Origin of the sequence: Microbaculum marinum (genome assembly GCF_037855135.1) — a bacterium.
Classification (GTDB): Bacteria; Pseudomonadota; Alphaproteobacteria; order Rhizobiales; family Tepidamorphaceae; genus Microbaculum; species Microbaculum marinum.
The window spans coordinates 58,887-83,980 of the sequence record NZ_JAZHOF010000009.1 but is presented as its reverse complement, the minus strand read 5'-3'; the positions used below and the strand labels follow the sequence as shown (position 1 = coordinate 83,980).

The 25,094-nt window shown below is 67.0% G+C and carries 20 protein-coding genes; 17 read left to right on the top strand and 3 right to left on the bottom strand.

Annotated elements, in window-relative coordinates:
* The first annotated feature begins 13 nt into the window (after nucleotides 1-13).
* The gene (locus tag V3328_RS20455; protein WP_340331570.1) at nucleotides 14-3,490 is read left to right on the top strand and encodes an indolepyruvate ferredoxin oxidoreductase family protein; all 3,477 of its coding nucleotides are present in this window, start codon (nucleotides 14-16) and stop codon (nucleotides 3,488-3,490) included.
* Nucleotides 3,491-3,980: 490 nt separating this feature from the next.
* Here V3328_RS20455 and V3328_RS20450 read toward each other — a convergent pair whose 3' ends face one another.
* Nucleotides 3,981-4,685, bottom strand: a complete 705-nt coding sequence (locus V3328_RS20450; protein WP_340331569.1) for an SDR family oxidoreductase — start codon at nucleotides 4,683-4,685, stop codon at nucleotides 3,981-3,983.
* Nucleotides 4,686-4,889: 204 nt separating this feature from the next.
* On the opposite strand from V3328_RS20450, the gene V3328_RS20445 reads away from it, so the two are divergent.
* The 12 genes from V3328_RS20445 (at nucleotide 4,890) to V3328_RS20390 (ending at nucleotide 18,706) form a co-directional block, all read left to right on the top strand.
* The gene (locus V3328_RS20445) at nucleotides 4,890-5,564 is read left to right on the top strand and encodes a Crp/Fnr family transcriptional regulator (protein ID WP_340331568.1); all 675 of its coding nucleotides are present in this window, start codon (nucleotides 4,890-4,892) and stop codon (nucleotides 5,562-5,564) included.
* A 142-nt stretch (nucleotides 5,565-5,706) separates the two neighbouring features.
* Nucleotides 5,707-7,128 (top strand): porin, encoded by a 1,422-nt coding sequence (locus tag V3328_RS20440; RefSeq protein ID WP_340331567.1) that lies wholly within the window; start codon nucleotides 5,707-5,709, stop codon nucleotides 7,126-7,128.
* Between the two features lie 281 nt (nucleotides 7,129-7,409).
* Nucleotides 7,410-9,383, top strand: coding sequence for an AMP-dependent synthetase/ligase (locus tag V3328_RS20435; RefSeq protein WP_340331566.1), 1,974 nt, complete (start codon nucleotides 7,410-7,412; stop codon nucleotides 9,381-9,383).
* Nucleotides 9,380-10,177: an ABC transporter ATP-binding protein gene (locus V3328_RS20430; protein ID WP_340331565.1), complete on the top strand. Its 798-nt coding sequence runs from the start codon at nucleotides 9,380-9,382 to the stop codon at nucleotides 10,175-10,177. Before V3328_RS20435 ends, V3328_RS20430 begins: the two co-directional genes overlap by 4 nt.
* A 323-nt stretch (nucleotides 10,178-10,500) precedes the next feature.
* Nucleotides 10,501-11,457, top strand: a complete 957-nt coding sequence (locus tag V3328_RS20425) for a branched-chain amino acid ABC transporter permease (RefSeq protein ID WP_340331564.1) — start codon at nucleotides 10,501-10,503, stop codon at nucleotides 11,455-11,457.
* 13 nt (nucleotides 11,458-11,470) lie between these two features.
* The gene (locus V3328_RS20420) at nucleotides 11,471-12,550 is read left to right on the top strand and encodes a branched-chain amino acid ABC transporter permease (RefSeq protein WP_340331563.1); all 1,080 of its coding nucleotides are present in this window, start codon (nucleotides 11,471-11,473) and stop codon (nucleotides 12,548-12,550) included.
* A 126-nt stretch (nucleotides 12,551-12,676) separates the two neighbouring features.
* Nucleotides 12,677-13,999 (top strand): ABC transporter substrate-binding protein, encoded by a 1,323-nt coding sequence (locus V3328_RS20415; protein ID WP_340331562.1) that lies wholly within the window; start codon nucleotides 12,677-12,679, stop codon nucleotides 13,997-13,999.
* Nucleotides 14,000-14,070: 71 nt separating this feature from the next.
* The gene (locus V3328_RS20410) at nucleotides 14,071-14,922 is read left to right on the top strand and encodes an ABC transporter ATP-binding protein (RefSeq protein WP_340331561.1); all 852 of its coding nucleotides are present in this window, start codon (nucleotides 14,071-14,073) and stop codon (nucleotides 14,920-14,922) included.
* Between the two features lie 57 nt (nucleotides 14,923-14,979).
* Nucleotides 14,980-15,342: a cupin domain-containing protein gene (locus V3328_RS20405; protein ID WP_340331560.1), complete on the top strand. Its 363-nt coding sequence runs from the start codon at nucleotides 14,980-14,982 to the stop codon at nucleotides 15,340-15,342.
* Nucleotides 15,343-15,347: 5 nt separating this feature from the next.
* On the top strand, nucleotides 15,348-16,580 hold the full coding sequence (locus tag V3328_RS20400; RefSeq protein WP_340331559.1) for a phenylacetate--CoA ligase family protein: 1,233 nt from the start codon (nucleotides 15,348-15,350) through the stop codon (nucleotides 16,578-16,580).
* Between the two features lie 225 nt (nucleotides 16,581-16,805).
* Entirely contained in the window at nucleotides 16,806-17,093 is a 288-nt protein-coding gene (locus V3328_RS20395) for a GIY-YIG nuclease family protein (RefSeq protein WP_340331719.1), read from the top strand.
* Between the two features lie 287 nt (nucleotides 17,094-17,380).
* Nucleotides 17,381-18,706 (top strand): hypothetical protein, encoded by a 1,326-nt coding sequence (locus tag V3328_RS20390; protein WP_340331558.1) that lies wholly within the window; start codon nucleotides 17,381-17,383, stop codon nucleotides 18,704-18,706.
* On the opposite strand, the gene V3328_RS20385 is transcribed toward V3328_RS20390, so the two are convergent.
* Nucleotides 18,693-20,207, bottom strand: a complete 1,515-nt coding sequence (locus tag V3328_RS20385; protein ID WP_340331557.1) for a bifunctional metallophosphatase/5'-nucleotidase — start codon at nucleotides 20,205-20,207, stop codon at nucleotides 18,693-18,695. The genes V3328_RS20390 and V3328_RS20385 overlap by 14 nt on opposite strands.
* Before the next feature lie 166 nt (nucleotides 20,208-20,373).
* On the opposite strand from V3328_RS20385, the gene hemH reads away from it, so the two are divergent.
* From hemH to V3328_RS20365, 4 genes are all read left to right on the top strand, one after another.
* A complete protein-coding gene (gene hemH / locus V3328_RS20380) occupies nucleotides 20,374-21,438 on the top strand; it encodes a ferrochelatase (protein WP_340331556.1) in 1,065 nt (354 codons plus the stop codon).
* Nucleotides 21,439-21,512: 74 nt separating this feature from the next.
* Nucleotides 21,513-22,592, top strand: coding sequence for an SPFH domain-containing protein (locus V3328_RS20375; protein ID WP_340331555.1), 1,080 nt, complete (start codon nucleotides 21,513-21,515; stop codon nucleotides 22,590-22,592).
* Between the two features lie 12 nt (nucleotides 22,593-22,604).
* A complete protein-coding gene (locus tag V3328_RS20370) occupies nucleotides 22,605-23,054 on the top strand; it encodes an NfeD family protein (protein WP_340331554.1) in 450 nt (149 codons plus the stop codon).
* A 52-nt stretch (nucleotides 23,055-23,106) separates the two neighbouring features.
* A complete protein-coding gene (locus V3328_RS20365; protein WP_340331553.1) occupies nucleotides 23,107-23,766 on the top strand; it encodes a GAP family protein in 660 nt (219 codons plus the stop codon).
* 35 nt (nucleotides 23,767-23,801) lie between these two features.
* On the opposite strand, the gene V3328_RS20360 is transcribed toward V3328_RS20365, so the two are convergent.
* Nucleotides 23,802-24,809, bottom strand: coding sequence for a KpsF/GutQ family sugar-phosphate isomerase (locus V3328_RS20360; protein WP_340331552.1), 1,008 nt, complete (start codon nucleotides 24,807-24,809; stop codon nucleotides 23,802-23,804).
* Between the last annotated feature and the right edge of the window lie 285 nt (nucleotides 24,810-25,094).

The following is a 25,094-nucleotide window of genomic DNA, read 5'->3' as shown; positions in this document are numbered from 1 at the left end:
GGGGAAATGCCAGATGGCGCTGAAATCCGTCACCCTCGACGACAAGTACGATCTCACCAAGGAGCAGGTGTTCGTCTCCGGCACCCAGGCCGTGCTGCGGGTCTGCCTGATGCAGAAGGAGCGCGACCGGCGCGAGGGGTTCGACACGGCGGGCTATGTGACCGGCTACCGCGGCTCGCCGCTCGGCGGGCTGGACCAGACGTTCGGCCGGTCGAAGAAGCTTCTGGACAAGTACGACATCGTCTTCCAGCCCGGGCTCAACGAGGACCTTGCCGCAACCGCGCTGTGGGGCGCGCAGCAGGCCGAGCTGCGCGGGCAGGGCGCCTATGACGGGGTGTTCGGCATCTGGTACGGCAAGGGACCCGGCGTCGACCGGTCGGGCGACGTGTTCCGGCACGCCAATTTTGCCGGCTCCTCGCCGCGCGGCGGCGTCATCGCGCTGATGGGGGACGACCATACCTGCGAATCCTCGACCACGGCGCACCAGTCGGAATTCGCCTTCGTCGACGCGATGATCCCGATCCTGAGCCCGGCCGGCGTCCAGGAGATCCTCGACTACGGCATCCACGGCTGGGCGCTGTCGCGCTATGCCGGCACCTGGTGCGGCATCAAGTGCGTCAAGGACACGATCGAATCGACGGCGATCGTCGACGGCCGGGTCGACCGGGTGCAGATCGTCACGCCGACCGACTTCGCGATGCCGCCGGGCGGCCTCAACATCCGCGTCGGCGACCATCCGCTGATGCAGGAGGCGCGCCTGCACGATTTCAAGCGCGGCGCGATCCTCGCCTACCTGCGCGCCAACAGGCTCGACCAGACCGTCCTGCAGGGCGGCAGGGCGCCGAAGATCGGCATCGCCACCGTCGGCAAGAGCTATCTCGACGTGCGTCAGGCGCTGGAGGTGCTCGGCATCGACGAAGTGAAGGCGGCCGATCTCGGGATCCGGCTCTACAAGATCGCCTGCCCGTGGCCGCTGGAGCCCGAGGGCGCCAGGCAGTTCGCCGAGGGCCTCGACATGATCATCGTGGTCGAGGAGAAGCGCTCGCTGATCGAGACCCAGCTCAAGGAGCAGCTCTACGGCATGGCGAACGCGCCGGTCATCGTCGGCAAGAAGGACGAGGCCGGCAACGTGCTGATGCAGTCGAAGGCGGCGCTCGATTCCAACGACATCGCGATCGCCATCGGCGAGCGGGTGCTGCGGACGACGCCGGACGAGGGCGTGGCGGCGCGGCTCGCCGAGGTGCGCAAGTTCCAGCAGGTGCTGGCCGACACGCAGGACGTAGGCATCCGCACGCCGTATTTCTGCGCCGGCTGTCCGCACAATACGTCCACGGTGGTGCCGGAGGGCAGCCACGCCTATGCCGGCATCGGCTGCCATTTCATGTCGCAGTGGATGGACCGCCAGACCGAAGGCTACACCCAGATGGGCGGCGAGGGTGCCAACTGGATGGGCGAGGCGCCGTTCTCCAGGCGCAAGCACGTGTTCCAGAACCTCGGCGACGGCACCTACAACCATTCCGGCTATCTGGCGATCCGGGCGGCGGCGGCCTCCGGCGTCAACATGACCTACAAGATCCTGTTCAACGACGCGGTCGCAATGACCGGCGGGCAGCGCCACGAAGGCGGGCTGACGGTGCCGCAGATCGCCGCCCAGGTCGCGGCGGAAGGCGCCAGGAAGGTCGTCATCGTCACCGACGAGCCCTACAAGTATCCAAGCGGCACGGTGTTCCCGGCGGGCACGACGATCCATGATCGCTCGGAACTGGACGCGGTCCAGAAGACCCTGCGCGAGATCCCCGGCCTGACCGTGCTGATCTACGACCAGACCTGCGCGGCGGAGAAGCGGCGGCGCCGCAAGCGCGGCCAGTTCCCCGATCCGGCCAAGAGGATCTTCATCAACGAACTGGTCTGCGAGGGCTGCGGCGACTGCGGCGTGCAGTCGAACTGCGTGGCGATCCAGCCGGTGGAAACCGAGTTCGGACGCAAGCGGCAGATCGACCAGTCGAGCTGCAACAAGGACTATTCCTGCCTGAAGGGCTTCTGCCCGAGCTTCGTCACGGTGGAAGGCGGGCAGCTTCGGCGCGGCCAGCGCGAGAGCGTCGACGACAAGGGCCTGCCGCCGCTTCAGGACCCGCAGCTGCCGGCGATCGACGGGACCTACGACGTCGTCGTCACCGGCGTCGGCGGCACCGGCGTCGTCACCATCGGCGCGCTGATCGGCATGGCCGCGCACCTGGAAGGCAAGGCCTGCGGCATCATCGACATGGCCGGCCTCGCCCAGAAGGGCGGCTCGGTGCTGACCCACCTGAAGCTCGCCGAGAAGCCCGAGGACATCTCCGCGATCCGCGTCTCGGCGGGCGCCGCCGAACTGGTGCTGGGATGCGACATCGTCGTCGCCGGCACCAAGAAGGTGCTCGCCTCGGTCAAGCCGGGGGTGACGGAGGTGGTCGTCAACACGCATGCGGCCTATCCGGGCGACCTGACCAAGAACGCCGACTTCACCCTGCCGATCGAGCGCCTGAAGCGGGCGATCCGCGGGCAGGCGGGGCAGGGCCACGTGCACACGGTGGACGCCACCGGGCTTGCCACCTCGCTGGTCGGCGACGCGATCCTCGGCAACATCTTCATGCTCGGCTACGCCTACCAGCTCGGCCGGCTGCCGCTGTCGGGCGAGGCGCTGGAAAAGGCGATCGAGCTGAACGGCGTCGCGGTGCGCGAAAACCTGGCGGCATTCAACTGGGGCCGTCGCGCCGCTGTCGATCCGCAGGCGGTCGAGAACATCGCCGAGCCGGGCCGCGACACCGACTCGGTGCACCACATCGCCACCAGCCTGGACGAGATGATCGAGCGGCGGGTGACGTTCCTCACCGCCTACCAGAATGCGGCCTACGCCGGACGCTACCGCGACCGGGTGGCCGCGGTCATCGCCGCCGAGGAGGCGGCCGTGCCGGGCACCACGGCGCTGTCGGAGGCGGTCGCCCGCTACCTGTTCAAGCTGATGGCCTACAAGGACGAGTACGAGGTGGCGCGGCTCTACACGGACGGGACCTTCGCCAAGGCGGTCGCGCAGACCTTCGAGGGCGACTACAAGCTGAAGTTCCACCTCGCCCCGCCGATCCTCAACAAGCCGGATCCGGCCACGGGCCGGCCAGCCAAGTCGACCTACGGGCCGTGGATGATGAAGCTGTTCCCGCTGCTGGCGTGCCTCAAGGGCCTGCGCGGCACGGCGCTCGACGTGTTCGGCTATTCCTCGGAGCGCCGCACCGAGCGCAGGCTGATTGCCGAGTACGAGGCGCGGCTCGACGAGATCCTGGCCGGGCTGAGCGCGGAGACGCATGCGACGGCGGTGGCGCTGGCGTCGATCCCGGAGAAGATCCGCGGCTACGGCCCGGTCAAGGAGCGCAACATCGCAGTCGCCAAGGCCGAGGAGGCGGCGCTGATCGAGGCGTTCCGGTCGGGCGGCGCGCCGGCGCAGCAGGCGGCGGAGTAGGGGGCGCGAGTTCGGGACAGGAATATCGGGCGGCATCAGGCGGTTTGGCGGCGCCGCCCGGACCCCGGCTTCTCCGCCCTGTGAACGGTCTGCCTTGACTGCCGGCGTAGTCGGCACGGGGCTCCAACTTTTGCGTTCGTCGCTTGAGAGGAGATGCGCTTCGTCCGCCGGGGCGGACCGCCCGCCCCGGCCCTCGGCTTCGCGCCTCGGGCGTTCGCCCCTGCGAAAGCGTTGCTTTCGCTGCCGCTGCGCGGCACCGGGGCTCACCCCCCTCTCCAACTCTCCCCCACAAGGGGGGAGAGAGCTCATTGTGGCCGCCGCCCGTCGTAAATCGCCAGGTCCAAGGCAGCCGCACGACCGGAGCGGATCCAATTTCGCGGGAGGTCCGCCTTGCGCCTCTCTCCCCCCTTGTGGGGGAGAGTTGGAGAGGGGGGTCGCGCGCGGCGGCGCGCGACAGAAGAGTTGCGAGTCCCCCCGAGACCCCCATTCCTCACACCGATCGAGTGATCCCGCCGTCGATGCGGATGTTCTGGCCGGTGATGTAGCTGGCGCGCTCGGAGGCGAGGAAGGCGATCAGGTCGGCGACCTCGTCGGCGTGGCCGTAGCGGCCCATGGGGATGCGGGCGCGGCGATCCTCGGATTCCGGCAGGCTGTCGATGAAGCCGGGCAGGACGTTGTTCATGCGGATGTTGTCGGGGGCGTACCGGTCGGCGAACAGCTTGGTGAAGGCGGCCAGGCCGGCGCGGAAGACGCCCGAGGTCGGGAACGTCGCCTCCGGCTCGAAGGTCGCGTAGGTGGAGATGTTGACGAAGGCGCCGCCGCCCCGCTCCTGCATGACTGGGGTGGCGATGCGGGCGATCCGGACGACGTTCATCAGGTAGAAGTCCATGCCCCTGTGCCAGTCCTCGTCGGAGATCTCGAGAACGGCGCCCTTCGGACCGTGCCCGGCGCTGGACACGACGGCGTCGAGGCGCCCCCATCTGGCGACCGTCTGCTCGACGATCGCGGCCAGGTCCTCGTTCGACTGATTCGATCCGGTGACGGCGAAGCCGCCGAGTTCCGCGGCAACCTCGAGGCCCTTGCCGGAGGAGGACAGGATCGCCACCCTGAAGCCGTCCGCCGCCAGCCTGCGGGCGGCGGCAGCGCCCATGCCGCTGCCGCCTCCAACCACGATTGCCACACGTTCGTCCGTCATCATCCGTCTCCTTGGTCGCCTGCCCGCCGGCGGCCGCAAACTGCATCCGGCGGTCCCGTACTGCTTGAGCCCGCCGCCGGGGCGGGCGATACTGCACCCATCCTATCGCACGGCCCGCCACCGGTGCATATGTTCGGAGAAACCGGCCGGCCGGACGCGCATTTCCGACCGGGCCCGAAGTCGTTTGGCGAACGCGAGGACGGTTTGATCGATATCGCTCACCTGAAGTCGATCGCTGCATGGTCGGCGGAACTGACGCCGGAAGAGGCCGAACGGGCCGCGCGCGGAATCACCGAAAGGACGCTCGATACCGGCACCTACCTGTTTCACCGCGGCGACCGCTTCGACAACTGGGCCGGGATCATCTCCGGCATCGTCAAGATGAGCACCGTCACCTCAGGCGGCAAGGCGGTGAGCTATACGGGCATCACCGTCGGCGGCTGGTTCGGCGAGGGCTCCATCATCAAGGACGAACCGCGCCAGTACGATATCGTGGCGCTGCGCCGCACCCAGGTCGCCTGCATGAGCGGCGCGACCTTCCGCTGGCTGTTCGAGAATTCCACCGGCTTCAACCGCTTCCTCGTCACCCAGCTCAACGAACGGCTGGGACAGTTCATCGCGATGCTCGGCCACGACCGCGCGTTCGAGGCGACGCCGCGGGTGGCGCGGTGCATCGCCTGGCTGTTCAACCCGATCCTGTCGCCGGGCGTCGGCGGACACCTCGACATCAGCCAGGAGGAACTCGGCCTGATCTCCGGGCTGTCGCGACAGATGACCAACAAGTGCCTGAAGACGCTGGAGGAAAACGGGCTGCTGCGGATGGAACCCGACGGGATCCGGGTGCTGGACCTGCCCGGGCTGAAGCATTTCGGCGAGTAGACGGATGGGCTCGCCGGCGTCCCGGGGCCGCGCCCCGACGGGTGGATGTGTATTGCCACAAAACCCTAACATCTCTGTCTCACAGGCGTCCGATCGACGCCGGTATGGTCCGCCGTCAGCGGAGACGGGTGGGAGCAGGGACGTGCATGCGGTCGTGAGCAGGGGGGGGCGCAGCGGCGGCCTGGCCGGCTGTTCGGTGGCGATCGCGATGTCCTTTGCGGCGCCCGGACACGCCGCCGACATGGCGTTCGGATCAACGGCCGGAGGCGCGCCCGTCCATCGCTGCGATCTCGACGGGTTCATCGAGCTTCCGTCTACCGACATCTGCTTCAAGATCGGCGGTCACGCGCGCCTCGTCAGCGGCGCCATCGACAAGAACTGGACGGGCGACGACAACTATTACATCTACAACATCGCAGTCGACGGCTATCGCGCCGGATCGAGCGGAACGCTGCCGAACCTGATCGCGGGCTTCCAGACCCAGACGTTCCAGACCTACGGCCAGGGGCGCGTGAACTTCGATGCCCGGACCCGGACGGAGTACGGGACGGTCAGGGCGTTCGTCGAGGCCCAGGCGGACGACGACGAATCCAGGACCGGAGGCGGCCTGGATCTGCGTCACGCCTTCGTGCAGTTCGGCAACTGGACGTTCGGCAAGACGTGGTCGACGTTTGTCGACCGCGATGCGCGGATCCGGCGCGCCGACCCCTACAAGGTTGTCGGCGACCCCTCCGGATCGATGCGTCGCAGCCAGGTCCGCTTCACCCAGGATTTCGGCGGCGGCATCTCGCTCGCCCTTGCCGCCGAGGACCAGGAGTACAACTCGCCTGATGCCGCGATCGTCGGTCTGGGCCCCTACGCGCCGATCGCCATCCCTGCGGCAACGGCGCTGTCGGTGGTCAACGATTCCAGCGGCATGCCCGATTTCGTCGCCGCGCTGAAATGGGAAAGGGAGGGCGTCGGCTCCGCCCAGATCTCCGGTGCGGTGCATCAGAACAAGTTCGCCGAGCAGCAGACGATCGGCGGCGTGCCGGTGCAGAGCTTCAGCGACGACCAATTCGGATTCGCGGCGCTTTTCGGCCTGGCGCTGAACGTGCCGACGGGCGCGAAGGACAAGTTCACCTTCATCGCCATGTACGCAGACGGCGCCAGCAACTACCAGCAGGACCTGTTCGGAACCAACACCGACGTCGTGTGGGGCCGCTGCGGAGCGGTCAACTGCATCGTCGACAACGTGACGAAGGCGTCGGTCAACTCGTCCTACACGCACTACTGGACGAAGACCGTGTCGACGACGATCGGCGCGGGCTACGGCAAGACCGGCTATGGCGCGACGGGAACGGCCACGGCCGGCGTCCTCGGCGCGCCGGGCGTGCTCAACGTCTCGAGCTTCGAGGGCGTGGCGAACATCCAGTGGGAGCCGGTGACGAACACGACGTTGCTGCTCGACGTGCACTACGGCCATGTCGACTACAACGGCTTCGACGTGAATCCGGTCCAACCGGGCATCCAGGACTCGCAAGGCGCCTGGACCGCCATTCTACAGTTCACCCGGGAATTCTAGCACTCGAGCCCTCTCGCGAGGCGGCCGCGGAAGCGGACCGTCGGATTGCGTGTGGTCGATATCCATATCAACCGCAATGGCCCTATGATAGATGAAGACAGACCCGTCTGTCTGTCAACTGGGAAGTGGCGCCCGGCGTATCGATCTGCAAACTGCAGCCACCGTGACCGGGAAGCGCGAAGCAGCCGCAAGGCGTTGCCGCGCTTGATCGCCGACAGCGGTCGGACTTAACGTCGACACACAACAAGCGCCGCAAAGGCGTGATCTTGGTGGGGAAACAGATGGCGCAGTCCGTGACGTCCGCGGGTGGCGAAGACACCTTTCCGAAACTGCTGATCCGCAATGCCCGGATCTGGGGGGATCGTCCGGCCATCCGGGAGAAGGACCTCGGGATCTGGCAGACCTGGACCTGGGCCGAGGTGCGCGAGGAGGTCCAGGCACTTGCCGCCGGCCTCTCCGAACTCGGCCTGGAGCGCGGCGACAAGGTCGCCATCGTCGGCTCGAACCGGCCGCGGCTCTACTGGACCATCTGCGCGGTGCAGAGCCTCGGAGGCATACCCGTGCCGGTCTATCAGGACGCGGTGGCCGCCGAGATGGTGTTCGTGCTGCAGCATGCCGAGGCACGGCTTGCCGTCGTCCAGGACCAGGAACAGGTCGACAAGCTGCTGTCGCTGTCCGAGGACCTGCCCGATCTCCGGCACGTCATCTACGACGAGGAGCGCGGCCTAAAGGACTACGACCACACCCGGCTGCATTCCTTTGCGAGCATCCAGGAGAGCGGCCGCGCGCAGCTGGCGGCGGGGGCGGCGGCGAGGCTCGATGCCTCGATCCAGCAGGGCAAGGGCTCCGACATCGCCGTCATCCTCTACACGTCAGGGACGACGGGCCAGCCGAAGGGCGTGATGCTGTCCTACGACAACACGGTGATCAGCGCGAAGCTCGCCTGCGAGTTCGACCACCTGACGAAGGAGGACGAGGTGCTGGCCTACCTGCCGATGGCGTGGGTCGGCGACCATATCTTTTCCTATGCGGAATCCTACTGGAGCGGCTTCTGCGTCGCCTGCCCGGAATCGCCGGAAACGATGCTGCAGGACCTGCGCGAGATCGGACCGACCTATTTCTTCTCGCCGCCGCGCATCTTCGAGAACCTGCTGACCACCGTGATGATCCGGATGGAGGACGCCAGTCCGCTGAAGAAGCGGATGTTCCACTACTTCCTCGGCGTGGCGCGGCGGGCCGGCGAGAAGATCCTCAACGGCGAGCCCGTCCCGGTCTCAGACCGGATCCTGTACGGGATCGGCAAGTTCCTGGTCTACGAGCCGCTGAAGAACGTCCTCGGCATGTCGCGCATGCGGGTCGGATACACCGCCGGCGAGGCGATCGGTCCGGAGATCTTCCGCTTCTACCGCTCGCTCGGCCTGAACCTGAAGCAGTTGTACGGGCAGACGGAGGCAAGCGTCTACGTCACCGTCCAGCCGGACGGCGAGATCCGTGCCGACACGGTCGGCAAGCCGGCGCCGCAGGTGGAGATCCGCATCGACGACACCGGCGAAGTCCTCTACCGCTCGCCCGGCGTCTTCGTCGGCTACTACAAGAACGAGGAAGCGACCCGGGCGACCAAGACGGCGGACGGCTGGGTGCACACCGGCGACGCCGGCTTCTTCGACAACGAGGGCCATCTCCGGATCATCGACCGGGCCAAGGATGTCGGCCACCTCAAGGACGGCACGCTGTTTGCGCCGAAATACGTCGAGAACAAGCTGAAATTCTTCCCCAACATCAAGGAAGCCGTGGCGCTCGGCCACGAGCGCGAGTTCGTGACGGCCATGCTGAACATCGATCTCGGCGCGGTCGGCAGCTGGGCGGAGCGCAACAACGTCGCCTATGCCAGCTACCAGGAACTGGCCGGCATGGAGCAGATCTACGACATGCTCGAGGCGCACGTCGTCGAGGTGAACCGGGACCTGTCGCAGGAGCCGCGCATGGCCGGCTCGCAGATCCACCGCTTCCTGATCCTGCACAAGGAACTCGATGCCGACGACGGCGAGCTGACCCGCACCCAGAAGGTCCGCCGCGGCTACATCGCCGACAAGTACCAGCCGCTGATCGACGCGCTCTACGACGGGTCCAAGGCACAGGACATCGAGACCGAAGTGACGTTCGAGGACGGCCGCAAGGGCAGGATTCGCGCTCGCGTCGAAATCCGCGACGTACAGGTGTTCGGCACGCAGGAACATCGGGAGGCGGCCGAATGAGGGCCCCGGCCGATCGCGCGCAGGCCGGCGAGGTGCTGCTGGCGGTCGACAGCATCACCCTGTCGTTCGGCGGCGTCCGGGCGATCCGCAACGTCTCGTTCGACATCCGGAGAGGCGAGATCCGGGCGATCATCGGTCCGAACGGCGCCGGCAAGACGTCGATGCTCAACGTCATCAACGGCTTCTACCACCCGCAGGAGGGGCTGATCACCTTCCTGGGCCGCGAGCGCCGCCGGATGAAGCCGTACGAGGCGGCAAACCAGGGGATCGCCCGCACCTTCCAGAACGTCGCCCTGTTCCGCGGCATGACGACGCTCGACAACATCATGGCCGGACGGACGCTGAACATGCGCCGCGGCTTCTTCTGGCAGTGCCTGCACTGGGGACCGGCGCTGAGGGAGGAGGTGGAGAACCGCCGCAAGGTCGAGGAGATCATCGACTTCCTGGAGATCCAGGCGATCCGCAAGACGCCGGTCGGGCGGCTGCCCTACGGGCTGCAGAAGCGCGTCGAGCTTGCCCGGGCGCTCGCCATGGAGCCGGACCTGCTGCTCCTCGACGAGCCGATGGCCGGCATGAACCTGGAGGAGAAGGAGGACATGAGCCGCTTCATCCTCGACGTCAACCAGCAGCTCGGCACGACGATCGCGCTGATCGAGCACGACATGGGCGTCGTCATGGATCTCTCCGACCGTGTGGTGGTGCTCGATGACGGCGAGAAGATCGCCGACGGCGTGCCCGCCGAGGTGCAGGCGAACCAGGACGTCATCGACGCCTATCTCGGCGTGTCGCACTAGGGGGAGGGGGATGGTCGCCATGGGTCCTGAAGGAATGCGAGCAGGGAACCCCCTCACCCGGCTGCTGCGCAGCCGACCTCTCCCCGCCGGGGAGAGGTGGCGGCGGGCGCGGAGTGCGACTTTGTCCGACGGTGAAGGTCGGAACCCAGGTCCTGTGAATGGCCCAGCGCTCCCGGGCGGGGAGAGGTGGCGGCAGGCGTCGGGGTCCACCTCTCCCGTTGGGAGAGGTCGGATCGCCCCGGCGATCCGGGTGAGGGGCTTCGGCGCCGGCGTGTGGCGCGGCCTCTCCGCAATCCCGACTGTCGGGATCTAGGAGGATCGGAATGGACATCCTCTACCAGGTCTTCGTCGATCCCTTCGTGCAGATGGTCGATCTGCCCGACTTCTTCCTGCAGGTGCTGTGGGAGGGCTTCGTTTCGGGCGTGCTGTACGCGCTGATCGCGCTCGGCTTCGTGCTGATCTTCAAGGCCTCGGGCGTGTTCAACTTCGCGCAGGGCATCATGGTGGTGTTCGCCGCCCTGTCGCTGGTGGGGCTCTACGCGCTCGGACTGCCGGCCTACGTCGCCCTGTTCGCGACCATCGTCATCATGGGCATCCTGGCGTTCGCGGTGGAGCGGGTGATCTTCCACCATCTCGTCAACCAGCCGGACATCATTCTCCTGATGGCGACGATCGGGCTGACCTATTTCCTCATCGGCTTCGGCGAGTTCGTGTTCGGCGGCGACCCCAAGGTGATGATCACCGAGGAGCTCGGCCTGCCGACCGGCTCGACGGCCTTCGACGTGCTCGGCGGGCTCGTCATCCTGCAGCACATCGACATCGCCGCAGCGGTCATCGCCATCCTCATGGTCGCGATCCTCGGCGTCTTCTTCTCCAAGACCCGCATCGGACGGGCGCTCAGGGCTGTCGCAGACGACCACCAGGCGGCGCTGTCGGTCGGCATATCGCTCGACCAGATCTGGGTCATCGTCTGGTTCGCCGCCGGCATCGTGGCGCTGGCCACCGGCATCATGTGGGGGGCGCGGTCGGACGTGTCGTTCGCGCTCGAGATCATCGCCTTCAAGGCGCTGCCGGTGCTGATCCTCGGCGGCTTCACCTCGATACCCGGCGCCATCGTCGGCGGTCTGATCATCGGCATCGGCGAGAAGATCGGCGAGATCTACTGGGGCCCGCTGGTCGGCGGCGGCATCGAGAGCTGGCTTGCCTACGTCATCGCGCTGGTCTTCCTGCTGTTCCGGCCGCAGGGCCTGTTCGGCGAGCGGATCATCGAGCGGATCTGAGGACGCAACGACGATGCTTTACCGCGAAGCCGGCCAGTTCAAGACGACCTACGAAGCCGACCAGGCGATGTTCCCGATCCTGCAGGACCGGATCGGCATCGCCGCGATCATGGCGATCGCGCTGCTGGTGCCGCTGATCGCCAGCGATTTCGTGCTGGCCTCGATCATGATCCCGTTCCTGATCTTCGCGCTGGCGACGATCGGGCTCAACGTGCTGACGGGGTACGCGGGCCAGCTGTCGCTGGGCACCGGCGCCTTCATGGGGGTCGGCGCCTATGCCTGCTACAAGCTGACGACCTATTTCCCGGACGTGAACATCGTCATCCTGGTGCTGGTCTCGGGCATCTTCTCGGCGGCGATCGGCATCGTCTTCGGGCTGCCGTCGCTGAGGATCAAGGGACTGTACCTGGCGGTGACGACGCTTGCCGCGCAGTTCTTCCTGGAATGGTGCTTCATCCGCATTCCGTGGCTCTACAACTACAACAATTCCGCAGCCATCGAGGTGCCGGAACGCAGCGGCTTCGGCGGGCTGGTGCTTGCCGGGCCCGCCTCGCCGCCGATCACCCGGTACTACGTCGTGCTGGCGATCGTCGTGCTGATGACGTTCCTGGTGAAGAACGTCATCCGCGGCCACATCGGACGGACCTGGATGATGATCCGCGACATGGACATTGCCGCCGAGCTGATCGGGGTGCGGCCGCTGCAGGCCAAGCTGTCGGCGTTCGCGGTCTCCTCCTACATCTGCGGGGTCGCCGGGGCGATGATGGTGTTCTTCTGGCTGGGCGCCGCGGAGCCGTCGTCCTTCTCGATCACGCTGTCGTTCCAGATCCTGTTCATGGCGATCCTCGGCGGGCTCGGCAGCCTGATGGGGTGCTTCTTCGGATCGGCGTTCATCTGGGTGCTGCCGGTGCTGCTGCGCACGCTGCTGCCCTCGGTCGGCATCGAGATCGGTGCGGAGACGGTCGAGCACGTCAGCCGCATGATCATCGGCGCCCTGATCATCTTCTTCCTCGTCGTCGAGCCGCACGGCCTCGCCCGGTTGTGGCAGATCGGGAAGGAAAAGCTTCGTGTCTGGCCGTTTCCATACGCGTGAGGCACACGGCCGTCCCTTGAGGGACGGATCGAAGTCGGTACCATCGGGCATCGGACCGCGCCCGGGGTTTCCGCAAGTCCACGGTCCAAGAATGGCCGACCACGGCTGCTAAACGGGAGGTACGCAATGATCTTCAAGAAATGCGCTCTCGGTGTCGCGACGCTCGCGCTCGCCGGCGGATTCGCCGCCGAGGCGTTCGCCCAGGACACCATGTACATTCCGCTCCTGTCCTACCGGACCGGACCCTACGCCGGCTCCGGCATCCCGATCGCCAACGGCATGCACGACTACTTCGACATGCTGAACGCGCGCGACGGCGGCATCGGCGGCGTCAAGATCGTCATCGAGGAATGCGAGACCGGTTACGACACGCAGAAGGGCGTCGAGTGCTACGAAGGCACCAAGGGCAAGAACCCGCTGGTCTACAACCCGTACTCGACGGGCATCACCCTGCAGCTGATCCCGAAGGCGTCGGTCGACAAGATCCCGGTCCTGTCGATGGCCTACGGCCTGTCGGCGGCGGCCGAGGGCGACGTGTTCCCGTGGGTGTTCAATCCGCCGGACACCTACTGGGACGGCGCCTCGGCGATCATCAAGTACATTTCCGAGCAGGAAGGCGGCCTGGACAACCTGAAGGGCAAGAAGATCGGCTACATCTTCCTCGACGCGGGCTACGGCCGCGAGCCGATCCCGCTGCTCGAGGACCTGGCCGAGAAGTACGGGTTCGAACTCCTGCAGTACCCGGTCGCCGGCAAGGAGATGCAGAACCAGTCCTCGCAGTGGCTGAACGTGCGTCGCGACCAGCCCGACTACATGGTCATGTGGGGCTGGGGCGCGATGAACCCGACGGCGGTCAAGGAGGCCGTCAAGATCCGCTTCCCGATGGACAAGTTCATCGGCATCTGGTGGTCCGGCGGTGACGACGACGCGCGCGCCGGCGGCGCGGGCGCCAAGGGCTACAAGACCCTCAACCTGCAGGGCGTCGGCGCAGACTATCCCGCGTTGCAGGACATCAAGACGCATGTCATCGACGCCGGGATGGGCCAGACCCCGGAAAGCCAGCTCGGGGAGAATCTGTACAATCGCGGCGTCTACAACTCCGTGATCATGGCCGAGGCGATCCGCAAGGCGCAGGAACTGACCGGCAAGAAGGTCATCGACGCGGCCGACATGCGCGCCGGCCTCGAGGCACTGGAGATTTCCGAGGAGCGCTGGAACGAGATCGGACTCGGCAACTTCGCACCGCCGGTGACGATCAGCTGCGACAACCACAGCGGCCAGAGCCGGGTCTACATGGCCCAGTGGGACGGCGAGAAGTGGACGCAGGAGTCCGACTGGTTCGAGCCGATGACGGACGTCGTGTCGCCGCTGCTCGAGGCGGCCGCCAAGGAGTATGTCGAGAAGAACGCTCCCTGGCCGGAGCGTACCGAACCCTGCGCCGGCAACTGAGCGCAGAGACCAACCGGGGCCGCGGCATCGCCGCGGTCCCGTCACACCAGCCGTCACCGGAAGGAACATCGATGACCGCCGTTGAGTTCGCGCCGGCAGGCGAGGAAGCGGTTGCCGCGAAGGCGCCGATCCTCTCGGTCAACAACATCGAAGTGATCTACGACCACGTGATCCTGGTCCTGAAGGGCGTCTCGCTGCATGTCCCGGAGGGCGGCATCGTGGCGCTGCTGGGCGCCAACGGGGCCGGCAAGACGACGACGCTGAAGGCGGTCTCCAATCTGCTCGGGGCCGAGCGCGGAGACGTCACCAAGGGGACGATCCTTTTCAAGGGCGAGCGCGTCGAATCACGCTCGCCCAACGAGCTGGTGCGGCGCGGCTGCATCCAGGTGATGGAAGGCCGGCACTGCTTCGGCCATCTCACCATCGAGGAGAACCTGCTGACCGGGGCCTTCACCCGGCGCGACGGTGGCGCGGCGATCCGCAGGGACCTCGAGCTTGTCTACACCTATTTCCCCAGGCTGAAGGAGCGGCGCCAGAGCCAGGCCGGCTACACCTCCGGCGGCGAGCAGCAGATGTGCGCGATCGGCCGGGCGCTGATGTCGAAGCCGCAGATGATCCTGCTCGACGAGCCGTCGATGGGCCTGGCGCCGCAGCTGGTCGAAGAAATATTCGAGATCGTCAAGCAGCTGAACGTCAACGAAGGCGTGAGCTTCCTGCTGGCCGAGCAGAACACAAACATGGCTCTGAAATATGCCAGCTACGGCTACATTCTCGAAAGCGGCCGGGTCGTGCTAGACGGGGAAGCCGCCGGCCTGCGCGAGAACGAGGACGTCAAGGAATTCTATCTGGGTGTCGGCAGCGGCGACCGGCGCAGCTTCCGCGACGTGAAGAGCTATCGCCGGCGCAAGCGCTGGCTGTCCTGAGGCGTCGCCGGGCGGCGCGCCGGCAAAGCCGGCACCAGACGATGCGGGAGACGGCCGATGGAACCGATCAACCTCGACGACAAGTTCGGCCGGATCGGCGAGCACTGGCGGCCGAAGGTCGTGGCCGCCTTGAACGGGCAGGAAATCAAGGTCGTGAAGGTGCAGGGGACATTTCCCTGGCACCACCATGACGACGAGGACGAGTTCTTCCTCGTCTGGAAGGGTCGCTTCCGGGTGGAATTCCGGGACCGGATCGTCGAAATGGGACCCGGCGACGGGCTGCTGGTGCCGCGCGGCGTCGAGCATCGCACGGCGGCGGACGGCGAGGCCGAGGTCGTCCTGTTCGAGTCTGCCGCCACCCGCAACACCGGCAACGTGGTCGACGAGCGGTTCACGGCTCCCGACGGGCAGAGGATCTGAAGTACATGACGGACAGTTTCGACTCACTTGAACGCCGCGATCCCACGGAGAGGGAAGACGCGCTGTTTGCGGCCCTGCCGGGCTTCATCGGCGAGGCCGTGCGTGCGGCACCCGGCTGGGCGCGCTGGCTCGAGGGGATCGACGTCCGGGAGGTGAGCGACCGGCAGGCGCTGGCGAAGCTGCCGGTGCTGCGCAAGCCGCAGCTGATGGACCTGCAGCGCGAACGCCCGCCATTCGGCGGCCTGGTGACCAAGGCGCCGGGCGCCTTCGCGCGGCTGTTCATGTCGCCGGGCCCGATCTTCGAGCCGGAAGGCGCCGGCAAGGACTACTGGCGCGCCGCTCGCGCCCTGTTCGCGGCCGGTCTCAGGCCGGGCGACATCGTCCACAACGCCTTCGCCTATCACATGACGCCGGCCGGCCACATGTTCGAGTCCGGCGCGCGGGCGCTGGGCTGCGCCGTCATCCCCGGCGGTGTCGGCAACACCGAGCTGCAGGTCGAGGCGATCGCGCAGCTCCACCCGAAGGGCTATTGCGGCACGCCGGACTTTCTCAAGGTGCTGCTCGACAAGGCGGACGAGCTGGGCAGGGACGTCTCGAGCCTGACGAAGGGCCTGGTCTCCGGTGCGGCGCTGCCCGGTTCGCTGCGCCAGGAGCTGAGGTCGCGGGGCGTCGAGGTGCTGCAGGCCTACGGGACGGCCGATCTCGGCCTGATCGCCTACGAGAGCGACGCCTGCGAGGGCATGATCGTCTCGGAGGAACTGATCGTCGAGATCGTCCGGCCGGGCTCCGGCGAGCCGGTCACCGACGGCGAGGTCGGCGAAGTCGTCGTCACGAGCTTCAACCCGGCCTATCCGCTGATCCGCTTCGGCACCGGCGACCTGTCCGCCATCCTGCCTGGCATCTCGCCGTGCGGACGCACCAACGTGCGCATCAAGGGCTGGATGGGCCGTGCCGACCAGCGCACCAAGGTCAAGGGCATGTTCGTCGATCCCGAGCAGATCGCCGAGATCGGCCGGCGCCACCCGGACGCCGGCCGGCTGCGCCTGGTGGTCAGCCGCGACGGCGAGCAGGATGCCATGACCCTGCGGGCGGAAGCCGGCGACCGCGAGGGCCTGGCCGAGGCGCTGAAGGCGACGCTGCAGTCGGTGACCAAGATGAAGGGCGAGGTGGAACTGGTCGAGCCGGACAGCCTGCCCAACGACGGCAAGGTCATCGAGGACACCCGTCCGGTGGATTAGGCGACCGGCCGGCGGCTCGGCACGCTGGCTTCCATCGTCATGAATATCTGACGCCCAGACGTGGATGGCCGGGACAAGCCCGGCCATGACGCGGAGTGTGTGGAGGGCGACCATCGACTGCCGAATCCACGGTCCTCGGGAGCGGTCCGCGGAACATTGCCTCAAGCCATCCACCACGTCATGGCCGGGCTTGTCCCGGCCACCCACGGATGCAATCTTTCCGTGATGCATGGTGGATACGTCTACATTCTCACGAACCGGCCCGATGGAACGCTCTACCTGGGCGTCACGAACGATCTGGTCCGCCGAGTGTGGGAACACCGGGAAGGCGTCGCGCAAGGGTTCACGAAACGCTACGGCATCGGACGGCTGGTCTGGTTCGAGCGCTACGAGGACATCCGGACTGCAATCCAGCGCGAGCACACCATGAAGCACTGGTCGCGCACCTGGAAGGTCCGGAAAATACTGGCGATGAACCCCCACTGGGACGACCTCTACGAAACCATTGTGTAGGTTCGCAAAGCGTTCGGCCGAAGACGCGGATGGCCGGGCTTTTCCCGGCCATCCGCGTCTTGGGGCCGGCAGTCCGCTCTCCGGCCTGCGGCGCTTTGCGGCCAGGCGGGGCGGCGGACGCCGGCGCCAATCCTGCCGCAATCGTCCGTTACGGATCAGAGCTTCCGTCCGGGATGAAGTGAACCGCGGCCCACACTATATCCGGGCGGTCCGGCGGTTCCTCCGGATCCAACAAGATGATCAGAGCGGTCCGGAAGCCGGGCGGCCGCCATCCGAGAGACTTCGAAATGACGGACAATACGGTTTCCCACCGCGGCGGCGGGGCGGGCAGGTCGCTTGCCCTGTTTCGGCGGCGCAAGGCTCCGATCGATCCGAGCCTGCCTCCGGTGAGGATCCGGCAGGTCAGGCGTGGCCTGGTCGCATCGTTCGTGGCTCCCATCGGGGGCGCGCTTGCCATCACCATCCTGGCCATCGCCGCCGCGTCGCTGGGCACCACCTGGTGGACGAGCTTCCAGCGCGACGGCGTGTTCTCGCAAATGGTGAAACCCGACGGATCGATCGCCCGCATCGCCGGCGGCGCGGGGTTGACCGACGACGTGACGATCCTGGTACGAGGGCCGGACGGGGAACTGACGCGACGCGTCGCAGAGCGCAGCGCCGCCGACCGGCACGTCAACGAGGCGCTGGCGCGGCTCGATGGCGAGCGCGCCCGGGCAAAGGCCCTGGCCAGCGAAGAGATCGACCAGGTGTTCAAGATGGCGTTCGTCGATCGTCAGAGAGCGATCGACGACTACGCCGACTGGTTCTTCGCGTGGCGGCGCCCCTACGTGGTGCTGAAGGAGGCTGTCGTCTCGACGCTCGCCCATATCGCCGAAACCGGCGAGTACGAGCCGCTCGCCACTGCGATCGAGCGGGACCTGCAGACCTACTTCATGGATCACTACGCCGAGCACGTGCTGAAGCCCGGCCAGCGCGATCCGCTGATTTCCGCCGGATTCGAGGACGTCGCCAGACGTGCCCACGAACGCTGGCGGCAAGCCGTGGTCGCGGAGGACCTGCGGCTGCAGCTGTTCCTCGCCGAGCAGACCCGGGAGATGGACGACCTGCCGGCCGATCAGCCGCTGACCGACGTGGCGCTGGACTGGGACAGCCAGCGGTTCAGAGCGCCTCTCCACCTGACCGACGACCGGTCCTATGACGGTCTGGTGTCGTTTGCGGCCGTCGGGGCGGGCGGCACGATCGGAGCCCTGGCGCTCGGTCCCGTCCTGGACCGCGTTCTTGTCCGGGCCTTTTCCGGCTTCGGGCGGCGATATGCAGCCTCGCTCGCCGGACGGGCCGCCGTTGCCGAAGCCGGTGCAGTCGCAGGCACGGCCGTGCAGCCGATCGGCGGCACCGTCATCGGTGCGGTGGCAGGCGGCGCGCTCGGGCTGGCGGCCGACTATCTGATCAACGAGGCGGGCGAGGCGGTCGGCCGCGACGATTTCGTCGCCGCCAACCAGGAGGCCGTCGATTCGACGATCGAGACCTGGAAGGGCAGTCTGGAAAACAGCGTCCACGGCGCCATCGACCGCTGGTTCGACGACAGCCGCGCCGCCCTCGTCAGCGGATCGTGATACGGCCCTCGGGCTTAGAGGGACCCGTGCCGTGCGCCTGGAAGTAGGCGATCACTTCACTGGTCATCAGCTTGCCCTCGTTCGGCGGCACGATGACGCGGCCCTCCGCGAGCACGTCATAGCCGTCGCCGCCGTTCAACATGTAGTCGTTGGCCGCCACGACGTAGACTTCCGCGTCGTTCAGCGGTTGGGAGCCGACGGTTACCGCGGCGATGCGCTGGCCGGGCGGCCGGGAGATGTCGGCCTCGAAACGCATTCCCGAGACCTGCGGAAACCGTCCGGCGGCGTTCTCGATGTCGGAGACGCCGTTCTCGAGCGCCTGCCTCAACTGCGCCCCGGTGAGTTCGACGACCACGGTCCGGTTGCCGAACGGCAGTTCCGTCAGGATGTCGCGCCGGGCAAGCCGGGTGCCGGCGGGATAGACCCTGTCGCCCCGGATGCCGCCGCCGTTGACGATCGCCACATCGGCGCCGGTGCCGACGCGTAGCGCGTCGGCGATGAGATTGCCGATCGCCGCCTCGCCATTGCGCACCGTGGCGCGGCGGCTGTCCAACTCGATGTCGGTAACGCCGAGCTCCAGGTCGAGCATGTCGGACAGCTCGCGGTTGTAGCGGTCCAGGCGCCGCTGGATATCCGGGTCGGGCTCGAAATCGGCGGTGTCAACGATACGAAACCGCGGCCACCAGCTGACCTTGCGGCCGCCCTCTCCCTCGTCGACGTCGATCAGCAGATCGACGACCGCGACCAGTGCGGCCTGGGAGTGGGATTCGGCGAGCGCGGTGATTCCGTCGAAGAAGACGGTCATGTCGTGATCGTCGCCGGACAGCACGAGGTCGGCGGCGCGGCTGCGCACGATCTCCATGTCCGCCGAGCGCTTGGCGTGGGCGACCGCGACGACGACGTCGGCGCCCTTCTCGCGCAAAGCCGCGGCTTCCCCCTTCAGTGCGTCGACATGTGCGCCGATCACGAGATCCCCCGGGCTCGATTTTGCGTAGACGTCCTCGTCGGTGATGCCGACGATGCCGATCCTGACGCCGTCGAACTCGAACATCCTGGACGATCCGATGCCCGGAACCCGCTTACCGTCCGATTGCCGCAGGTTGGCGGCGAGCACCGGGAACCTGGCCTCGCCCATGCGCTGCAGGAAGACCTCGGGTCCGAAATCGAATTCGTGGTTGCCGGGCACGAAGACGTCCGGCGGCGTCTCGTTGAGCAGTTCGATGATGTGGCTGCCGCGGTCGAACGACGACAGCAGCGAGGGGGAGATCGCATCGCCGGCGTTGACGAGAATGACGTTTTCGCTGGTTTCGCGTTCGTGCGCGACGAGGGCCGCCAGCCTGGCGAAGCCGCCACGTTCCTCGTCAGAGTCGATGGTGTCGAGGTCGTTGGCCAGCAGAAAGGTGACGCTCACCTGCTCGGCAGCGACCGCAAGGGGCACGCCGAGACCGACGGCGATCGCGAGAATCGCGCCCGAAACCTGGCGGAACAACATCGACGTCATGATCTTTCCTTTTACGATGTCCGGGCACCGCAACACAACATTGTGACGCATTTACAACAGGTGCGTGATGCTTCCCGAAGGCGGCATCCGCGTGCGCGCCGGGCCAGGGACTGCTGGATTTCCCTACGCAGGCCCTTATGTTCGACCGACCAACCGGATGAAGGCAATGCTGGAACCAGATACCTCACGAACCTTTGCGGGCACCCCGACGAAGCTGCCGTCGGGTCACCCGAGCGTCGCTTCCGGCAAGATCGGCGTCCTGCTGGTCAACCTCGGAACGCCCGACGGCACCGACTACTGGTCGATGCGGCGCTACCTGAAGGAGTTCCTGTCCGACCGGCGCGTGATCGAGACCTCCCGACTGATCTGGTGGCCTATACTCAACCTGATCGTGCTGACCAGGCGACCGACATCAAGCGGCAAGGCCTACGACCTGATCTGGAACCGGGAACTGGACGAATCGCCGCTGCGGACCATCACCCGGAGCCAGGCCGAGATATTGGGCGAGCGTCTCGCCTCCGCCGCTCCGAACCTCCTCGTCGACTGGGCGATGCGCTACGGCAATCCGTCTATTCCCTCGCGCCTCGAGGCACTGCAGACGGCAGGATGCGAGCGGATCCTGGTGTTCCCGCTCTATCCGCAGTATGCCGCCGCGACGACGGCGACCGTCAACGACAAGGCCTTCGAGGCGCTGATGAAGATGCGCTGGCAGCCGGCCGTGCGCACTGTCCCGGCCTACCACGACGACCCGGCCTATATCGAAGCGCTCGCCCGTTCGCTGGAGAAGCACGTCGCCGAACTGCCGTTCGAACCGGAGGTCGTGATCGCCTCCTTCCACGGGCTGCCGAAGGAATACCTGGACAAGGGCGATCCCTATCATTGCCATGCCTCGAAGACCGCGCGGCTGCTGCGCGATGCGCTCGGGTGGGACAAGGACCGGCTGCTGCTGACCTTCCAGTCGCGGTTCGGACGGGCGGAATGGCTGCAGCCCTACACCGACAAGACGGTGGAGCGACTGGCCCGGGAAGGCGTGCGGCGGCTGGCGGTCGTAACGCCGGGCTTCGTCGCCGACTGCGTCGAGACGCTCGAAGAGATCGCCGAGCAGAACCGGGAGATCTTCCTGGAACACGGGGGCGAGCAGTTCGCCGCGATTCCCTGTCTCAACGACAGCGCCGAGGGCATGGCGGTGATCGAAGCCGTGGTCAGACGCGAACTGGGCGGCTGGATATAGACCGACCGCCGCTGCTTGTGGGCGGCGCCCACTCGTAGGAAGATGTGCGCCCCTCAGCGACCAAGGAGACGCAAATGACGTTCGGGGCCGATATCGTCATCGTCGTGTTCGTCGTGCTCCTGATCCTGCTCGTCATCCTGGGGGTCAAGCAGGTGCCGCAGGGCTACAACCACACCGTCGAGCGGTTCGGCCGGTACTCGAAGACCATCACTCCCGGCCTCGCCTTCATCGTGCCGCTGATCGACCGGATCGGCCGCCGGATGAACATGATGGAGCAGTTCGTCGACGTGCCGAGCCAGGAGGTGATTACCCGCGACAACGCCACGGTGACCGTCGACGGCGTCGCCTTCTACCAGGTGCTGGACGCGCCGCGGGCGAGCTACGAGATCTTCGACCTCGACAATGCCATCCTCAACATCACCATGACCAACATCCGCACGGTGATGGGCTCGATGGATCTCGACCAACTGCTGTCGCAGCGCGACGAGATCAACACCCGGCTGCTCAAGGTCGTCGATGCGGCGACCGAGCCCTGGGGCGTCAAGATCACCCGCATCGAGATCAAGGACATCAATCCGCCGCGCGACCTCGTGGATGCGATGGCGCGCCAGATGAAGGCCGAGCGGGACAAGCGCGCCTCGATCCTGGAGGCCGAGGGCGAACGGCAATCCGAAATCCTGCAGGCGGAAGGCGAGAAGCAGGCGCTGGTGCTCGCCGCAGAAGGGCGGCGGGAGGCGGCGTTTAGAGACGCGGAGGCGCGCGAACGTCTGGCGGAAGCGGAGGCGAAGGCCACCCAGCTGGTGTCCGAGGCCGTGAAGGCGGGGAGCATCCAGGCCGTCAACTATTTCGTCGCCGACAAGTATATCGGCGCCCTGAAGGAGCTTGCCGCGGCACCCAACCAGAAGGTCATGCTGTTGCCGATGGAGGCGACCGCGCTGCTTGGCGCCCTCGGCGGCATTGGCGAGATCGCGCGGGAGTCCTTCGGCCCCAGGGACGATGGAGGCGGTGGCGCCGCGGCGGACGGCCCGCGGCCCGCGCAGCCGTCTTCCCCGGCCGGTCAGTCGCCGTCCTCGACGGCCTCCGGTCCGGTCGCCCCGTCCGCCGGTGCCGCGGCGCGGCCGGGTCCGCCCAGCGGACCATGGGGCACGGGCTGAGGGCGCCCGCCGGTGGTCGATTTCCTCGCATCGCTCGGCACCTGGAACTGGTGGATCGCCGGCATCCTGCTGCTGTGCATCGAGTTGGTCGCGCCAGGAACCTTCATGCTGTGGTTCGGCGTCGCGGCGCTGACCGTCGGCATCCTGTCGCTGTTCCTCGAGTGGGGCTGGCAGGCGCAGGCCGTCACGTTCGGCGTTGTCGCAATGGTTGCCGTGGCGCTGTCGCGGGTCCTGTTGCGACGGAAGCCTTCCGAAGGCGACGCGCCGTTTCTCAACCGGCGGGCCGATGCGCTGGTCGGGCGGGTCTTTCTCCTCGGCGAGCCGATCCTGAACGGCCGCGGCCGCCTGTCGATCGACGACACGGTGTGGCGCATCGCCGGTCCCGACCTGCCGGCGGGATCGAATGTCAGGGTGGTCCGGTCCGAGGGGACGCGGCTGGTGGTCGAGGCAACCGAGCGCTGACCGTTGCCGATCGGCAGGGGCCTTGAAGACGGGGGAACAGGCGCCCAATGACATGACTTCCGGACTTCTGGACGCGGTAACGCATGGGCTCGGCGTCGCGATCAGCCCGCTCGTCATCATCGTGCTGGTGCTGATCCTGCTGTCGTCCAGGGCGCGGCCAAACGGACTTGCGTTCCTGACCGGATGGCTCGTCGGCCTGGCGGCGCTCGGCGCCGTCATATTCGCGTTAGGCGGGTTCGCGGCGGGTGGCGCCGCGCATCCTTTCGAAGGGCTGGTGAAGCTCGGCTTCGGCCTGTTGCTGCTGGGGTTCGCGTGGCGGGTCTGGCGTCGCGAACAGGGGGCAAACGGTGGGCCCGGCTGGATGTCGTCGGTGGACACGTTCGGCGTGGCGAAGTCGGCGGCGGCCGGGGCGTTCTTTGCCGCCGTCTATCCGAAGAACCTGATCCTCACCGCCGCCGCGGCATCAGAGCTGGCGAAATCATCGACGACCGCCCAGGAAATCGGCGGGTATCTCCTGTTCATCGCAATCGGCAGCGTGACGATCGCAGGCCCGGTCCTTCTCTACCTGCTGCTCGGCCAGCGGGTCGACCCGCTGCTGCGCCGGCTCGACGGCTGGCTCGGCACCCACAGCTGGGCCGTCCTCACGGTGCTCATGCTGGTCTTCGGGCTGAAGCTGTCGATCAGCGGCATCATCCATCTGGCCGGCGCCTGAGCCCGGGACGGCCGCTCAGATTCAGGCGCGGCGGTTCAGGCGACCCCGGCGCGCAGCAGATCGTGGACGTGGACGACGCCCACGGGACGCTCGTCCTCGACGACGAACAGAGCGGTGAACGGACGTTCCCGCAGGTTCATGATGGCGAGGGCCTCGGAGGCCAGCGTGTCCGGCTCGATCGTCTTCGGCGACGGCGTCATGATGTCGCCTGCGGTGCGGCCGAGCAGGTCGGCGCTCATGTTGCGACGCAGATCGCCGTCGGTGATGATCCCGACGAGGCGCTCGTCACGCACGATGCCCAGGCAGCCGAGGCTCTTCTCGGTCATGATCACGATGGCTTCGGCCATCGTCGTGTCCGGCCCCGCCAGCGGCAGGCGGTCGCCGGAATGCATCAGATCGCTGACCAGCCCGAGCTGGGCGCCGAGCTGTCCGCCGGGATGCAGGACCTTGAAGTCGCGGGCGGTGAAGCCCTTGCTCTCGAGAAGGGCGATGGCGAGCGCGTCGCCTAGGGCGAGCTGCATGACCGTCGATGTCGTCGGCGCGAGCCCGTGCGGACAGGCTTCCGGGCTCTTCGGCAGGATCAGCACGATGTCGGAGGCCGCGGCCAGCGAGGATTCGCCGTTGGCGGTCAGGGCGATCAGCGGAACCCGGAACCGGCTCGTGTGTTCGACGACGGCCTTGAGCTCGGCTGTCTCGCCGGACCAGGACAGGGCGAGGACGACGTCGTCGGCCGTGATCATTCCGAGGTCGCCATGGCTCGCCTCGCTGGGATGAACGAAGAATGCAGGCGTCCCCGTCGATGCGAGGGTGGCGGCGAGTTTCTGCCCGACATGGCCGCTCTTGCCCATCCCGGTGACGATCACGCGCCCGCGCGCAGAGCGCACCAGCCGCGCAGCGGCGGCAAAACTGTGGCCAAGACCGTCCGACAGGGCCTCGCGCAGGGCGTCGAGGCCGTTCGACTCCAGAGTGATCGTGCGGAGCGCCGATTCGATCAGGCTGGGATCGAATGCCTGATCGCCGCCCGGTTTCTTCAAGGCTACCATTGCCTTAGCGTACCTGTTGGCTTCCTGTCCGCCAGCGGACACGGAGGCGGATGGTCTTCATGCGCATCAGATAGCACATTTCCGTCCCGCCGCGCAGGGCGTCGCGGACACAGCTGACACGGCACCCCAGTTAGGGCGCCGGCCGCCCCGCCGCAACGGGGCTTAAGGTGAAATTAACCATGAATTTCCTAACGTGGTCCGGAGCCGACGGCCCCAGCTGCCGCGCCTTCCCGACACCAGGACACGGGTTCGCGGTCTGTGACGACTATGCCCCACTATTGCGGA